The organism is Paenibacillus sp. FSL P2-0136, assembly GCF_037975325.1.
GTDB lineage: Bacteria > Bacillota > Bacilli > Paenibacillales > Paenibacillaceae > Paenibacillus_AQ > Paenibacillus_AQ silagei.
Map to the genome: position 1 here is coordinate 3639143 of NZ_CP150244.1, position 16195 is coordinate 3655337.

Consider the following 16195-nt stretch of genomic DNA (forward strand, 5'->3'; position numbering starts at 1 on the left):
GTTCATGAGAGAGGTGTCTATTGAAATGGAAGAGAATCAACCGACGAAAGTAACCGTACAAACTGTGGTACAAGCCCCTATCGAGAAGGTATGGCGCTACTGGACTGAGCCGGAGCACATCACGAAGTGGAATCAGGCCTCCGAGGACTGGCATGCGCCAAGAGCCGAGAACAATCTGCGGCCTGGCGGTACCTTTATGACACGGATGGAAGCGAAGGATGGCAGCATGGGCTTTGATTTTGGCGGCGTATACGATGTCGTGAATCAGCATGAGGTGATCAGCTACACCATAGAAGACGGAAGAAGAGTGGAGATTACGTTCGCCCGTCAAGGGAATGAGACGAAGATCATTCAAACATTCGATGCGGAAAACGCCAACCCCGTCGAGCTCCAGCAAGCAGGCTGGCAAGCGATCATGGACAATTTCAAATCCTATACTGAAAAAAACTGATTAGAACAAAATCACCCTAAGGGATGAACAAGATTACCTTCGCGCGGCCTGAATGTATGCTGTTTTTCATATACATTCAGGCCGCATGCCTACTTACGAGCCCAATGTATGTTGTTTTTCACATACATTCGGTCCATATGCCTGCTTGCGAGCACAATGTATGCTGTTTTTCACATACATTCGGTCCATATGCCTGCTTGCGAGCACAATGTATGCTGTTTTTCACATACATTGGTCCATATTCCGCTGTACCGACAATTGTATTCGGTTTAAAACACTAAACTAGAGTAAAGGGCTGGTACAACCCAGCCCCTCCTCATCAAACCGTACGTGAGGTTTTCCCTCATACGGCTTTCCGATGTTTGTCATTCATGGGCATGCAGATTACAATAGCGTTTTTAGTCCACACTTATTGGCCGTATACTTGACCTCCGGGAATGAACTCATCCATCTCCTCCGTTGTCTCTTCTTTGCATACCACCGGGTAAATCGCTGCAGAATATACCAATCCAGCTTCGCTAACCTCTTTTGGCTGTAGTTCGTGTAATAGTAATTTCTCCATCCCTGAATCTTTGGGTTGAGCCATTCCACGTGTTCCTCAAACGATTTCCAGCGCATGCCAGGCGGTGCTAATCGGTCTTTGACCACGCCTCGGATGCGTTCCTCTGCCTTCTTCGTTAGCCACTGCTGAGTGGTATAGTACACCTTCCCTTGAGAGGTTTCTGCTTTCGTTTTTCGGTGGTGCATTCCTAAGAAGTCGAAGCCTTCGTCTCCTGTCCACAGACCTACAATGCGGGTTTTGGTCGGATGCAGCGTGAGTTCTAGACGTTCCATAATGGTGCGGATGAGTTCATACGCATGTTCTGCATCCTTTTTGGTTTTACAGACCACAACGAAGTCGTCTGCATACCTCGTCAGTTCTCCCAGCCCACTTCCGTGTTTCTCCCATAACCGGTCAAAGTAGTTCAAATAGATATTCGCCAGCAGTGGCGAGATGACACCACCTTGGGGTGTCCCTAGATCGGAGCGCCGTACCTTTCCTTCTTCCATCACTCCCGCATGAAGCCACTTCCGTATAAGCTTCAAAATCCGTCTGTCATTGATACGCATCTGTACCAATTTCATGAGTTTCTCTTGATTGATATGGTCGAAGTAACCTTGGATATCGACGTCGACTACCCAATTTCCTTTGCGGTTGCAGGCTTTCCGGATTCGTTCCAGTGCTCCTTTTGCACCTCGCTTCGGGCGAAATCCGAAGGAGACTTCTTTAAAATCTGCTTCAAAGATGGGTTCAATCACCAGTTTGGTTGCCATCTGTAGGACTCGGTCTCGTACCGTAGGGATGCCTAGCGGTCTTGGCTTCCCATCTTTCTTCGGGATATAATGCCGCCGAACCGGCTGCGGATGGTAGCTGCCTTCTTTCAATTCTCGCTCACAGCTTTTGAGAAATCTCGTCACTCCTTGTTTCTCGATTTCAGCGAGCGTTACGGCATCCACTCCCGCAGCTCCCTTATTCGCTTTCACCCGTTTCCAGGCTTCGCATAGCACATCCCACCGGTAGACTTTGTCGTACAAGGCGTGGAATTTACGCTTGTTGTTCTCCTTGGCCGCATGACCTAGCTTTTCTTGGAGTTCTTGAACTTTTTCCTTGGGTGTCGTTAGCCGTTTGGCATTCACTCACTCGTACCTCCTCCAAAAGCGTAAACAAAGCAGGGCTCCTTCCCTCCCTAAGGTTATGTTGTCCTTAGGTTCTTCGGTACTATGAGCCCCTCGGACTCCCTTCCCACAGACGGTTCACTTCGTCTTCTGGACTTATAGAGCGCCTCTTTACGGGTTCCTAAAAAAAAATTCCGTGTGGGGGAGGGTCTCCCCAGTTCACTGCATTATCTTTCAATCCATGCCGTTCCCATTACGCCGGAGGATTCTTCACTGCTGTTCCAAGTTCTGCACAGTTTCCTTGGCCTTCGTCCATAATAGCGGGACTCGGCTCCCTCTGTTCCCCTTTGCAGGGCCTTTTTGACGACGCGGCAGGATTCACTTGATGTTGCGGCCTGAATTGTTGCTCGCCCGGTCTCTGACCGGTACTTTTGTCGATGCGCTTTTACACACAGATTTCGCCATGTGCAAGCATCCTAGCTACAAAGGTAGCTTGGTCCCTCCTTTGGTTGGACTTTCACCAACTAGATAATGCGTGCCTCTGGGCACGCCTATCAAAGAAGACGCCGGGGAAGATGCCCGGCGTCTTTCTTTTGCAGCCTTAGTACGAGTGTATTCGTCGTTAGCCTCAACCCTGTGCCGCATCCATGTTCATATAGTTAATCGCCCACAGATGGCCGTCCAAATCCACGAAGCCCCAATGATACATGAATCCATGATCTTCAGGCTCAGCGTGCAATTTCCCGCCTAAGGAGAGTGCGGTGTTCACGATTTCATCAACCTTGTCCCGGCTCTCGAATTCCAAAGCAATCGTCATCTGCGCATACTTGCCCGTATCGACGGCTTCCTTCTCCGTGAGTGTAAGAAAGAAGGCTTGATCGATCAGCATGACCTGCAGGTTGTCGCCGATCAAGAGGGCTACCGAAGTCTCGTTATCCGGATATTGCGGGTTGAGCTCAAAGCCAAGTCCAGTGAAGAACACTTTCGATTGGGCTACGTTTTTAACAGGCAGGTTGAGGCTCGTGAATGCGGACGTTAATGCCATTAGCAGAACACCTCTTCGTCATATATTTTCAAATATTTTCTTATGATTATACCACATTGGAACCTCTGGATTATTATGTTCCAGCCCTCGAACGGGCATCCCATATCAAACGTATTTCTGTCCCCTCTTCGGGATTCGATCGAACCTCAATTCGCCCTTGCATGGCCTCAATCAGCCCTCTGGTTACCGCCATACCCAGGCCTGAGCCGACATCGGGCGCCGCTGTGTCTGTACCGCGGTAGTATCGTTCGAACAGCTTCCACACCGTCTCCTGATCCATCCCGCGTCCATCATCCGCAAATTGAACGATGAAATCACCTGCCTCTTTACCTGGCTGCACCCTTACAATCAGCTTCGTGTCCGGCGGATTATGCAGCAGGGCATTAGCGGTCAGATTATCAACGATCCGTTCAAAGGAGGGAATGTGTACATAACCCTGTACCTCAACCGGGGCGGGATGGAACGTAATGCGGCCCACTCCAAAAGCCGGGTTCCGCTCAGCACGCTGTACCAAATCCTGCAGCAGAGCATTGATATCCGTTAGCTCAACAGGAGGCTGGTATCCGCCGCTGCGCAGACGATATGTCATGGCCAGGTCGCTTACCAGCCTGTCCATGTACATGGACTTGTCCACCATAATGCCCGCGAATTCGCGTACCTCTTCCGTAGTCCACTGGTATTTCTCTGCCTCCAGCATGTGTGCATAACCCTGGAGCGAGGATAGCGGTGTCTTCAGATCATGGGTAATTCCAGCAATCCATTCCTCCCGCAGAAAGTCGGTCTGTTTGCGGAGTTCTTTATCCTGCTTCAGGGTAGCGGATAACGTCTGGATGGAATGTAACACTTCCGTATATACCCGATAGTTTCGCCGCCATCTCCCGTTCTTCTTCTGGCTAAGCGGCCTGCCGCGGGGGCCGGCCGGCTCCTCATATTGTCCCCTTTCAAGCCGCTGCAGCCATTGCAGCATATGGAGCATCGGATAACCGAACAGGTTGGCATACCAGACAGCAAGCAGGATCAGCAAGCCGATAATAGATACCAGAAGCGCAATCAGGGCAGGTCCAAAAATAAACCCGAAGGGGTTCACGTTGCTACCCGCCGGATTGCCCGCAAGAGGAACACTAAGCATCCAGGTGGAATGGTTCTGCTCATCATAGCTGGTCACTGTGGTCATTCCATACCGGATGGGGTATCGTGTACGGAGAATCAGATCCTGGATGCTGTAGCTGTCCGGAATGCCTGCTGCGGGCTTGTTGAAAGAAGCCATCTCCTGTCCCTGTTCATCCAAAATCTGAAGATAGGCATCCGCTGCTCGAATGATTTCCTGCTGCCCGGAGGCCAGTTCAAGCTTGTTATTGGCATAACGGCCCCCGTTATATGCTTGCTCCAGCATGGTTACAGACTGGTTGTTCTCTCCATACAACAGGGTGAAATTAATGCCTTCTCTTTCGCGGATAAGCAGATATAGCCGGTAGGGAAAGGGCTTTTGTCCTTGCCAATAAGATATGAGTTCTCCAGGTTTATAGTGATTCGGCACATCGGAAGGGGTATGAAAAGCATCCAACACACGACCCTGCTCATCGAGAACCTGAAGCCAGCCGTTGTTTTCATCAATTCGCTTCAGCAACCCCGGATCATACTTAACACTACCGTCCGGCAAAATCTCTGCTGTACTGATTAGCTGGTCGAGTCCGACAGTGGCAAAATCTTCAACAAGGCTGGCCTCATTCAGCTGCTGAATGACCCAGTAAGCTATACTTCCGCCGATGATCAAGATTAGGACCACAGTACCCGCAAGCAGGCCAATGAACCGCGTCATCAATCTGCGTCTTACACTCATCGCCCATGCCCCATGTCGGACTGAATGAGCTTATACCCTAGCCCTCGAACGTTCACCAATAATTCAGGGTTGGAGGGATCAGCCTCAATACGCTCACGAATCCGGTGAATATGTACCATGACGGTGTTGTCATCCGAAATGGCCTCCGACCCCCAGACCCGCTCATACAATTCAGACTTGGTGAAGATACGATTGGGATGTTTGCAAAAGAATAGCAGCAGCTGGTATACCAGCGCAGGGCAGTTCACGGGTTGACCTTCGACTCTGAGTTCACCGGCTGGCTCCATAACCTGGAAGCGCCCATAGTCATAGATCCCTTCCCGTGGCAGTTTTTCCGCTTCCGTCTGTCTGGGCAAATATCGTCTCAGCAGGGATTTGATCCGTGCGACTACTTCCAGCGGGTTAAAGGGTTTAACGACATAATCGTCTCCGCCAACCGCAAAGCCGGTCAGCTTGTCATAATCGGTGGTTTTCGCAGTCAGAAAGAGAATAGGGGCATCTGTAATTTGACGCAGAAAAGGGCATATTTCCAGCCCGCTTCGGCCTGGTAGCATCACGTCCAACACGATGCAGTGATAGGTTTTCTTTTCACATGCAGCAATTGCGTCTTCACCGGTAGTGACCGTATCAATATCCAGGAATTGCTCCTTGAGCAATACCGTTCGGAGCATATGCAGAATCGCCTGTTCATCATCAACAAGCAAAATTGAAACTTCATCCATGGCGAAATAGAGCCTCCCAGCTTTTTATATAAGTATCATACCATTCTGAAACACTGTGCTGCTTGCCGGTAACCTTAACGGATGCTTAATTTTGGAGAGGTAGCCCGCCGCAAAGTTATGATAGTCGTAAGAGTAAGTTAGACGGCAGATAAGATTGATGTCGTACACTGGACTGTAAAGATATCGTTCAAACAAAGGAGTGCAGGGAAATGACTAGAGGATATTCGAAAAGCTGGAAGCTGCTTGCCGTAGTGCTTGGTACGTGTGTGATGCTGTCTGCGTGCGGCACTTCGGAAGCATCTGAACCACAAGAGCAATTACCGGTAGAACAGACAGCCGAGGAGGACGCAATGATTACACCAGACAATTTCATGGATACCTTAATGAAGGGATCGAAGGAGGACATCTACAAACAGATGAGTCCGGAGCTACAGGAAATCATATCGCTGGACGAATTCAAGACGACTGCCGATAGCTTTATGGAAGGCGTTGCTTCATGGGAGAAGGTTGCGGAGTTTAAAATGAACCATCTGGTTGAAAGCTCATGGAAGGATCAGACGGGGACCAAGGGGATTCAAGCCTCTTTTTCCGAAAATCACCAGATTGCGGGGCTGCTTATTCAGCCGCTTGAAACGCATGAAGCAACGGATAAGGCGCTGACCAAGACAGCATTCCAGTTTCCGATGAAGGGCGAATGGTTTGTGTTCTGGGGCGGGAATGATGTGTTATCCAACTATCATTATGCTCATGAAACCCAGCGTTACGCACTCGACATTATCCGCACACAGGATGCTTCAAGCTATCAAGGTGAGGGAACGGACAACGAGGACTATTATGCTTTTGGTGAGCCTCTTTATGCAGGCGCAGATGGCAAGGTGGTTGAAGTCAAAAATGACATCCCGGATAACACTCCGGGCGTGATGAACGCTGAAGCACCGGAAGGGAATGTCGTGGTCATTGATCATGGAAACGGGGAGCACAGCATCACAGCACATATCAAGAAAGGCAGTGTAGCCGTCAAAAAAGGGGATAACGTCCAGCAGGGAGATCTCATCGGACATCTCGGTAATTCAGGGAACTCCAGTGAAGCACACTTGCATTTTCAAGTATCGGACGGGCCCGATCTATTCACTTCCCGTTCGATTCAGATCCGCTGGGCAGATCAGAGTCAGAGCCTGACACGGGGGAATTCTTTTCACGGATTGCCCGAATAGAGAGTGTAAAAAGTGTTGACTTGCGGCTTCCTATAAGTAATATAATATACCTACTTATAGGAAAGGATGATGAAGGAATGTCCCTGTCTCAGCCGAATACCGGAATTAAAGCGATAGAGCTACAAATGGGATCTTTTATTGTATATCCAACACTGTTGTGGGATGAACGGAATCTTGTACTTGTGGATACTGGCATTCCCGGGCAATTTGAAAAGATACGTAAGTTACTTGAAGCAGAAGGTTTTGGACTAGATAAGCTGACGCATATCATCATTACGCATCAAGACAGCGATCACATTGGCAGTCTGCCGGAGCTTATTCAGGCAAGGGGGAACGAGGTGACGGTGCTCGCACATGAGGAGACTGTACCCTATTTGACGGGTGCCCTTCCGCTTATTAGAGGTACAACTTTTGCACCGTCCGTGCACGTTCATACAGCACTAAAGGATAGAGATATTCTGCCCCTGGCCGGCGGTATTCAAGTCGTCTTTACACCTGGACACACACCAGATCATATATCGCTATATCATATCCCAACTCAAACGTTAATTGCCGGCGATGCATTAAATTCAAAAGCTGGTAAGCTCCTGTCCTTTGACAACTATTACACGTTGGATCATCCGACTGCGTTGAAGTCGATTGCCAAACTGCTAGAGCTGGATATTAAAAAAGTGATCACATATCATGGTAACGAAGTTACACATAGAATCAAGGAAAGTCTCCAGAAAATAGTAAATACAACAACTTCTATTTGACCTGAAAGTTTCTTTTGAAATCAGTTTTGTTTGTTAAGCCACTCCGATCGCAGCATTGCATATTGAAATTCATCTACCCAAATGCCTTTGGACATGTAATTTTCGAGCAGGTGTCCTTCACGTCTCATGCCTAAACGCTCTAGCACTTGAATCGATTTTGTGTTCCTCACATCGGTAAAAGCGATCAGCTTATGTTTATTTAGTAAGCCAAACACATAGTCAATCAGGGCACGAAGCGCCTCATTCATGTATCCTTTTCCTTGATGCTCAGGTGCTAGAGTGAATCCTATCTCAACCATTCGGGGTTCATCTGCGAGTGTGTGAATGGCACAATCACCGATTAATTGATCTGACTCCGTTAGAGCAATTGCATATTGGAACCAAGTCCCGGGCTGATCCGGGGAATGTACTATTTGTCTGCTGATAAATGCTTCAGCTTCTTGAAGCGTATAATGATCCCAGGATTGAAAACGGGAAACCTCTGGATTCGTCCGGTATTGATAAAAAGAATGTACATCCTGCAAATCAAACTTTCGAATAACAAGCCGGTCGGAAACGCAATATACTTCGTTTGATTTCTCCATAAGTAAACCTCCTGCATCAATAATTTTCGTTTGTTACAATCTGCGGTGGGCTTGTTCTGCGGCCTCCATGATGATTTCGCCTAACGTTGGATGCGGATGAATGGTCATGGCCATATCTTCTACCGTTGCTCCCATCTCAATCGCAAGGGATAGCTCAGATATAAGAGTAGATGCTTCAGCGCCTACAATCTGTGCACCTAATACAAGACCAGACACAGCATGAGCAACGATTTTGACAAAGCCTTCGGTTTCTTTCAGAGCCAGCGCACGGCCATTAATAGAAAAAATAGATTTTCCAACGACAACAGGAATCGATTGTTGTTTACACGCCGTTTCGCTAAGACCAACGCTCGCAATCTCCGGGTGAGAGAACACAACCAGCGGAAGAGCTTTGTAGTCGATGACAGAGGGTTTACCCGCGATCGCTTCTGCTGCAATTTTTGCTTCATATGAAGCTTTATGAGCCAAGGCAGGGCCTTGAACAATATCTCCAATGGCATAGATATGCGGGATAGATGTTCTGCACTGCTTGTCAATCTCGATCAAGCCTTGTGGAGTAGGGGACAGACCTATATTTTCAAGACCCAAGGTTCCATCTGTGTTCGGTTTCCTGCCCACCGTAATTAACGCATATTCAGCTTGAACAACATGGTGTTGATCCTGACGCATATAATGTAGATTGATGTGACTCGTATATTGGTCTGCTCCTGTAACCTTAGCTTCCGTTAAGATGGTTATCCCGTCCTGCTTCAGTTGACGAACGACAGGTGCGACAAGCTCTGCTTCAAATCCGGGTAAAATCTGTTCACCGCCCTCAAGCATCGTAACTGTGGTTCCAAATCTCGCAAACATCTGACCCAGTTCCACGCCAATATAACCGCCGCCAACTACAACAAGGCTCTTAGGAATACCGGCCAGCGATAGCGCCTCAGTGGATGAAAGAATCCGTCCGCCGAAAGGAAGAGCGCTGATTTCAATCGGACGGGAACCGGTTGCCAGGATGAGATGTTTGAAGCCTATTCGGCGCTCATTCTGTTCAGCGTGATGAATTTCCACGGTATTCGCGTCTATCAAGCTGGCTTCTCCTTCGATAACTGTCACACCTGCTGTTTTAAGTAAAAACCGAACTCCTCCAGACTGCTTATCCACCACAGCTTGCTTAAACAACTGAGCCTCCTGAAAAGAAGAAGCTTCGTCAACAGTATACCAGTGTCTGCGCAAATGAATACGCTCCGCTTCAGCAATCAGCGCTTTGGAAGGAATACAGCCTACATGTGTACATACCCCTCCGATCTGGTGGCGCTCCACAATGACTGTTTTCATGCCCAGTTGTGACGAACGTAATGCGGCTACATAACCGCCAGGCCCCGATCCAATGACCAGGGTATCTACAGCTTCTAATGAGTTCATGATGAGTACCTCCAAAATAAAATATGATGATCATAATATATTATAATCATCATATTTTAAAAGAGTCAACACTTCATAATAAATTGACATCAAATAATATGATAATTATAATATTTTAAAAACATTCATAAATACAGACTTATACAAAAGGGAGAGAGCAGGATGCCTTATCCGAAAGGACACAAGCTCAAAGTTCGAAGCCATATTATTACCAGCGCAGCCAAAGCATTTCGCACCCACGGCGTGCGGAATATTAGTCTTCCCCATATCATGAAAGGTGCTGGACTGACGCACGGAGGATTTTACTCCCATTTTGCAAATAAAGATCAGCTTGTGATGGAGACCTGTCATTTCGCAATTAGTGACACCATCGACACACTTCAGAGAATTGCAGACCAAAATAAAAATGAAGATCAGACGCCGATTGAGGCCGTCATTGATTTTTACTTAAGCCCTCTGCATCGGGATCAGACGGAAGCCGGTTGTATCTTACCTGCTTTATCAGGAGAGGTTGCCCAGCTACCGGAAAATATTAGGCAAGCGTACACACAAGAGCTGCAACGTTTCATCGCGTTTATTACAAATATGGCTGGGATCGATCCCTCTAATGGTTATGCGTTGGTGAGCAGTATGGTGGGTACTGTGGCACTGGCAAGGGCAGTTAGTGATGAGAAGTTCAGTGATGCTTTATTACAGGCAGGTCTTGTGCAGATCAAACAAATGGTAAGCGCCGGCTCCAGGTTCCCCAGTTAGAACGGAATTGTTATTTGACGAAGCAAGCTGATTGTGCTAGCATAGCTTTAACTTAAAACGAAAAGGCTATGATGAGAAATAGTAACTATTAAGGATCTCACAGAGAGAAGATGGTTGGTGCGAATCTTCATTGATCTAATAGTGAAGCAGTCTCGGAGCTGTGGACCGAACAGAGGAATCTTAGTAGGCTTCAACGGAGTTCCACCGTTATTCAGGAAACAGTATCGGAGCAATCCCGTACTGATAGAGCGCAGAGCAATCTGAAGTTAGGTGGTAACACGGACATAATCGTTCGCCCTAAGTTGACAAGAAATATGTCAGCTTAGGGCTTTTTTGTTTTAAGCATAACTAATATTTAATGGAGGGTTTAGAATGACACCAGATGAGTTGAGACAATCCTATGTTGATTTTATGAAAAGAATAGGGGCTAGCCAAGTGCCTTCTTCTAGCTTGTTACCGGAAAATGATCCCTCAACGTTGTTTACAGGAAGCGGTATGCAGCCGATGGTTCCCTATTTATTGGGGGGAAAGCATCCGATCGGCAATGAGATTGCTAATATTCAGAAGTGCTTAAGGACAGTGGATATTGATGAAGTAGGGGATACGTCACATCTGACATTTTTTGAAATGATAGGCCGTTGGGAGTTCAAAGCTAATGAACATAACTATAAGCAAAAACAAATCGATGCCATTTGGCATTGGCATATCATCGAATTAGGAATTGATCCGGGCAGGCTGTATATCAGTGCTTTCGCAGGAAGTGATGAACTGAATATACCGAAAGATACGGAAGCCCTTGGGCTCTGGTCAGCAAAATTCAAATCCGTCGGGATAGAACCCATCATTGAAGATGATCCCTGGCAATATGGGGCATCCAGAGGCGGGAAAATATTCTTATACGATGAAAAAGAAAATTGGTGGAGCCGGGCCGGAAGTCCTCTCCATATGCCGGTTGGTGAACCGGGTGGACCCGATAGTGAAATGTTTTATGATCTTGACCCAAGCGGTGATCCACTGGATCATCCTGCTTCTGAAAGCGACAGATTCCTGGAAATTGGGAACAACGTATTTATGTGTTACACAAAAGGAGAGACCGGATTCGTAAAAATGCAAAATCCCAATCTGGATTATGGAGGCGGATTAGAAAGGGTGGCTACAGCCCTTAACGGGGACAAGGATATTTACAATACGGCTTTCTTCCTTAATCCCAAGAACAAGTTGATGGAGCTAAGCGGTAAATCCTATGCTGACGATCTAAAGTCCTTTAGAATCATACTGGATCATGTGAGAGCGGCTACGTTTCTCATTAATGACGGTGCAGAGCCGGCAAATAGTGATGCAGGGTATATAACAAGAAGGCTATTAAGAAGGGCCATCCGTGCGGGTAAAAAAATAGGGATACAAGGAAGCTTTGTGGGTCAGTTGTCTGAAGTTTATATCGATGAAGCAACAGCTTATGAAGATTTGATCCGCAATAAAAAGAAAGTAATTGAAATCGTAAATAAGGAAGAAAGTCTTTTCTATAGAACATTACAGCAAGGAGAATTTGAAATACAGAAACATCTGAAGAATAAGGGTAAAGTTACGGGGGCAGATGCCTTTTATTTTTACGAAACCTATGGATTTCCCTTGGAGTTGACAGAAGAGTATTTAACTGAAAGTGGATATAGCATGGAAGACAAGGCGTCTTATACAGAAGCGGCAAAGAAACATACTGAAATGAGCAGAACTGCTTCTGCAGGTAAATTTAAAGGTGGCTTAGCTGAACATTCCGCAGAAACAACCGCGCTGCACACGGTATCTCATTTGCTACTTGCGGGGTTAAGGGAAGTTCTAGGGGATCATGTTCACCAACAAGGAAGTAATATTACTTCAGAACGATTACGGTTTGACTTCAACCATGATGAAAAACTTACCCCCGAGCAAATAGCTAAGGTGGAGAAGTATGTGAATGATGCAATTTCATCGAAAGCAGTTACCTCTATTTCAGAGCTGCCTAAACTTGAAGCGAAAGAAAGTAATGTGGAAGGAAACTTTTGGGATAAATATCCGGATATCGTTAAGGTGTATACCATCCAAGATCACGAAGGGAAAGTGTGGAGCCGGGAAGTATGCGGAGGGCCTCATGTAGAAGATACTACAAACTTAGGAACGTTCCGTATTGTAAAAGAACAATCTTCTGCTGCTGGAGTCAGAAGGATTAAAGGAGTAATTAAAGATAAAGCAATTCGGATTTAATCCGAATTGCTTTTTTACTGCTAATAGAAATATTGCAGAGAGTATCAATCTGACATCATTCACTCTGATGAATATCGTTCGGAAGTTCATCATTGAGTTTCTGGTACCCGAGTCCCCATGTTTCCATAGAGAATATAATTGGCTTCAGTGAATTTCCTAAGTCACTTAAGCTGTATTCGACTCTCGGAGGGACTTCTGCAAAAACAGTACGAATGACAATTCCATCCTCTTCCATTGAGCGTAAATTTTCAGTGAGAACCTTTTGACTGATCTCCGGGATACTTTTACGAAGTTCTCCGAATCGTTGAGTTCCCTTCAAAAGATCCCTCATAACCAATAGCTTCCACTTGTTACCTATCAATCCAACTGTCGTTGCGACGGGACACAACGGCAACTCTTTTTTTGAAATCACTACATTATCGCCTCCAATAGTTACTAATAGGTTCCTATATAACAAAAAGGTGCCTACTTTCAAAACCAATACATTGCTTATATTATAATTCTGTCGATGAAAAATCAAATGAAAATGATGAAAGGGGGAGGGAGTTTGAGAGAAAGTTTATGGATGCAACTGAGTGACTATTTTTCGAATCATATGTCAACGTTCTTGAATTCTTGGAAAGAGCATTTAGAGATCAGTTTATTGGCATTGATGATTTCTACACTTATAGGAATGATCTTAGGTACCTTATCAACTAAATACAGTCGTTCCGAAAAATGGATCATCTCGTTATTTCAAACATTACGAATCATTCCCAGCCTAGCAATCTTACTTCTGTTGCTTCCTATCATGGGTACTGGAATTAGGCCAGCCCTTGTCGCTCTCATTATTTTAGGAATCCCTCCAATCTTAATGAATACAGTATCCGGATTACAAAGTGTGTCCATGTCTTTACTTGAATCTGCACAAGGTGTAGGGATGTCTGAACGACAAATCAGATGGAAAATCCAATTTCCAGTGGCTGGACCATTGATTTTGACAGGGATTAAAACCGCTGCGATTGAAATTATCGCCAGCGCTACCTTGGCTGCCAAAATTGGAGCTGGTGGATTAGGAGAGATCATTTTTACCGGTTTAGGACTCAATCGAACGGATTTACTTTTAATTGGTGCTATCTCAGTAGCGATTCTGGCTATTGGGATAGGCTTCATTTTAGATGTGTCTGAACGTGTATTGTTTAGATATAAATTCTTGCAAAGGTAGGTTCACGCAAATGAAAAAGAACATAAAGAAAAAATTAGTTTTAACCATTTCAATCACACTTGTTTTGTCCATAATGTTGAGCGCATGTGGTAATAAAACGAATAATCATGGATCGACAATTCGAATTGGTTCAAAAGACTTTACTGAGAATTTAATTGTCGGGGAGCTATATGCTTTGGCTTTGGAGAACGCGGGATACCAAGTAGAGCGTGTTCCTAATATTGCGGGTTCTATCATTCATTCATCGATTGTTAATAACGATATCGATATGTATCCAGAGTACACAGGTACTGGGTTGTTGGCCGTATTACAGATGGATTTGATGACAGATCCGGATGAAGTGTATACAACAGTCAAGGAAGAGTACAAAAAGCAATTCAATATCACATGGCTCGATTATTCAAAAGCAAATGATGGAGCGGGTCTCGTTATTCGAACGGAAGTATCACAAAGATTAGGGATCAAGACCATTACTGACCTGCAAAAACATGCCGGGGAGATTCGATTTGCTTCCCAAGGAGAGGTGGACCAGCGCGCTGACGGTATTCCAGCACTGGAGAAAGTGTATGGCAAACTCAATTGGAAATCATCCAAAGTATATGATAACAGTTTGAAATATGAAGTGCTTAGAAACAACGAGGCTGATGTTGCGCCCGCATATACCACTGAAGGTCAGTTGGTAAACAAAGACGAGTTTACTCTATTGGAAGATAACAAACAAGTATGGCCCCCTTATAACTTGGCGCCTGTTATCCGTGATAATGTGCTTTCAACGGATTCCGGCATCGCTGAAGTGATCAACAAGGTTAGCTCGGTATTGGATACAGACACCATAACCGCACTAAACGCGAAAGTGGACGTAGACAAAGAAGAATATGAAGATGTGGCCAAAGAATTTTATGCTTCCATTAAATAAGGATGGCGTTAACATGAATCCAACAGCAATCGAATTCCATGATGTGAGTAAAACATATTCAGATTCCAATGAATATGCAGTGGATCATGTGAACCTGTCGATAAGTGAAGGGGAGTTTATTACCATCCTCGGCTCCTCTGGATCAGGAAAAACAACTTTATTGAAGATGGTGAATCGGCTTAACGATCCTTCCCACGGAATTATTAAAATATTTGGGGAGGATATCGCTGGAGTTGATCCTGTAATACTTAGAAGGAAAATCGGCTATGTTATTCAGCAAGTAGGCTTGTTCCCCCACATCAATATTGAACAAAATATAGCTACCGTTCCTCGTCTTTTGAAATGGGACAAAAAGAAAATCGAAGATCGGGTACAAGAATTGTTAGCTTTGGTTGGGTTAGATTCAGAGAACTTCAAACGACGTTATCCTTCACAATTGTCCGGAGGGCAGCAACAGAGAATCGGTCTTGCGCGAGCATTGGCAACCGCTCCCAATATTATGCTGCTGGATGAACCCTTTGGGGCCTTGGACGCTATTACGCGCTTGAATCTCCAGGATGAACTCTTAAAGATTCATGGGGGAATGAAAAAAACCTTTTTGTTCGTGACTCATGATATTAATGAAGCATTCAAGCTAGGAACCAGAGTTGTGATTATGAATCAGGGTAAGGTTTGTCAATTCGATACCCCGAGAGAAATTATAACTCATCCTGCAGATGATTTTGTGTACTCACTCATTCAATCTTCGAAGGAGCAAGAACGCTTCTGGGGGAACTTAACATGATCAACTATGCCATTAAACATCCGGATAAGTTGGTACAAGCATTATTGGAGCATGTGGAGATCCTCATTCTGACCATGCTGCTCTCTGTGCTCATTGCCATCGTTTTAACCATCTTAGCTCTGGCCTCTGATAAGGTATCTAGATCACTCATTTACATGTTTTCAATTTTGTATTCTATTCCGAGCTTGGCTTTGTTTGCAATCATGATCCCTGTGACCGGATTGGGGAAAACGACAGCCATTACCGTGCTCATTGCTTATAACCAATATATCCTTCTACGTCAGTTCACTGCAGCTTTGAATCATGTTGAACCATCTGTTATTGAAGCTGCTACAGGGGTCGGTATGAGCCGATTTCAGATCTTACTTCAAGTTCAGGTACCCTTAGCAATCAAGCCTCTGTTTGCAGGCCTTCGACTTGCTTCGGTAACAACCATTGGCATGGCAACCATCGCTGCCTTCATTAATGCAGGAGGGCTAGGTACGATATTAAATGATGGATTACGGACCATGAATATCGATAAGATTTTGTGGGGGGGCTTATTGTCAGCAGGACTTGCCATTGTGACGAACGCAATATTCATGCTGTTTGAGAAACGAATCCATTTGAAATCGGAGAGATAA

Annotated in this window: 16 protein-coding genes and 1 other annotated feature; of the genes, 9 read left to right on the forward strand and 7 right to left on the reverse strand. The window is 45.6% G+C overall.

Going from position 1 to position 16195, the window contains the following annotated elements; all coding sequences use genetic code 11:
• Nucleotides 1-25 precede the first annotated feature (25 nt).
• The gene (locus tag NYE26_RS15125; protein WP_339257493.1) at nt 26-451 is read left to right on the forward strand and encodes an SRPBCC family protein; all 426 of its coding nucleotides are present in this window, start codon (nt 26-28) and stop codon (nt 449-451) included.
• Between the two features lie 384 nt (nt 452-835).
• Here NYE26_RS15125 and ltrA read toward each other — a convergent pair whose 3' ends face one another.
• The 4 genes from ltrA to NYE26_RS15145 form a co-directional block, all read right to left on the reverse strand.
• On the reverse strand, nt 836-2128 hold the full coding sequence (gene ltrA, locus NYE26_RS15130) for a group II intron reverse transcriptase/maturase (protein WP_339257001.1): 1293 nt from the start codon (nt 2126-2128) through the stop codon (nt 836-838).
• Between the two features lie 607 nt (nt 2129-2735).
• Entirely contained in the window at nt 2736-3152 is a 417-nt protein-coding gene (locus tag NYE26_RS15135; RefSeq protein WP_209874168.1) for a VOC family protein, read from the reverse strand.
• A gap of 73 nt (nt 3153-3225) precedes the next feature.
• A complete protein-coding gene (locus NYE26_RS15140; protein WP_339257004.1) occupies nt 3226-4992 on the reverse strand; it encodes a HAMP domain-containing sensor histidine kinase in 1767 nt (588 codons plus the stop codon).
• On the reverse strand, nt 4989-5714 hold the full coding sequence (locus tag NYE26_RS15145; protein ID WP_339257006.1) for a response regulator transcription factor: 726 nt from the start codon (nt 5712-5714) through the stop codon (nt 4989-4991). Before NYE26_RS15145 ends, NYE26_RS15140 begins: the two co-directional genes overlap by 4 nt.
• Before the next feature lie 209 nt (nt 5715-5923).
• Between NYE26_RS15145 and NYE26_RS15150 the strand changes: the two genes are divergently transcribed.
• Together NYE26_RS15150 and NYE26_RS15155 are read left to right on the forward strand one after the other, a co-directional pair.
• On the forward strand, nt 5924-6928 hold the full coding sequence (locus NYE26_RS15150) for a M23 family metallopeptidase (protein ID WP_339257008.1): 1005 nt from the start codon (nt 5924-5926) through the stop codon (nt 6926-6928).
• Between the two features lie 77 nt (nt 6929-7005).
• Nucleotides 7006-7683 carry an MBL fold metallo-hydrolase gene (locus tag NYE26_RS15155; RefSeq protein WP_339257010.1) on the forward strand — a complete coding sequence of 226 codons (678 nt, stop codon included), beginning with the start codon at nt 7006-7008 and terminating at the stop codon, nt 7681-7683.
• A 20-nt stretch (nt 7684-7703) separates the two neighbouring features.
• On the opposite strand, the gene NYE26_RS15160 is transcribed toward NYE26_RS15155, so the two are convergent.
• Nucleotides 7704-8267, reverse strand: a complete 564-nt coding sequence (locus NYE26_RS15160; protein ID WP_339257012.1) for a GNAT family protein — start codon at nt 8265-8267, stop codon at nt 7704-7706.
• A 33-nt stretch (nt 8268-8300) separates the two neighbouring features.
• A complete protein-coding gene (gene lpdA / locus NYE26_RS15165; RefSeq protein WP_339257014.1) occupies nt 8301-9677 on the reverse strand; it encodes a dihydrolipoyl dehydrogenase in 1377 nt (458 codons plus the stop codon).
• 162 nt (nt 9678-9839) lie between these two features.
• Between lpdA and NYE26_RS15170 the strand changes: the two genes are divergently transcribed.
• Nucleotides 9840-10430, forward strand: coding sequence for a TetR/AcrR family transcriptional regulator (locus tag NYE26_RS15170; RefSeq protein ID WP_339257016.1), 591 nt, complete (start codon nt 9840-9842; stop codon nt 10428-10430).
• Nucleotides 10431-10489: 59 nt separating this feature from the next.
• Nucleotides 10490-10733 (forward strand) — a binding site (T-box leader).
• Between the two features lie 69 nt (nt 10734-10802).
• Entirely contained in the window at nt 10803-12668 is a 1866-nt protein-coding gene (locus tag NYE26_RS15175; protein WP_339257018.1) for an alanine--tRNA ligase, read from the forward strand.
• A gap of 55 nt (nt 12669-12723) precedes the next feature.
• Here the strand turns inward: NYE26_RS15175 and NYE26_RS15180 are convergent, their stop codons facing one another.
• On the reverse strand, nt 12724-13080 hold the full coding sequence (locus NYE26_RS15180; protein ID WP_017688258.1) for a helix-turn-helix domain-containing protein: 357 nt from the start codon (nt 13078-13080) through the stop codon (nt 12724-12726).
• Nucleotides 13081-13215: 135 nt separating this feature from the next.
• Here NYE26_RS15180 and NYE26_RS15185 point away from each other — a divergent pair, with 135 nt between their 5' ends.
• From NYE26_RS15185 to NYE26_RS15200, 4 genes are read left to right on the forward strand one after another with little or no spacing between them, the layout of a single operon-like run.
• On the forward strand, nt 13216-13872 hold the full coding sequence (locus NYE26_RS15185; RefSeq protein ID WP_155991508.1) for an ABC transporter permease: 657 nt from the start codon (nt 13216-13218) through the stop codon (nt 13870-13872).
• Nucleotides 13873-13882: 10 nt separating this feature from the next.
• Nucleotides 13883-14788: a glycine betaine ABC transporter substrate-binding protein gene (locus NYE26_RS15190; RefSeq protein ID WP_339257020.1), complete on the forward strand. Its 906-nt coding sequence runs from the start codon at nt 13883-13885 to the stop codon at nt 14786-14788.
• A gap of 13 nt (nt 14789-14801) precedes the next feature.
• Complete coding sequence (locus NYE26_RS15195; RefSeq protein ID WP_339257022.1) at nt 14802-15572, forward strand: ABC transporter ATP-binding protein; 771 nt, start codon at nt 14802-14804, stop codon at nt 15570-15572.
• Nucleotides 15569-16195 carry an ABC transporter permease gene (locus tag NYE26_RS15200; RefSeq protein ID WP_339257024.1) on the forward strand — a complete coding sequence of 209 codons (627 nt, stop codon included), beginning with the start codon at nt 15569-15571 and terminating at the stop codon, nt 16193-16195. The genes NYE26_RS15195 and NYE26_RS15200 overlap by 4 nt, the downstream gene beginning before the upstream one ends.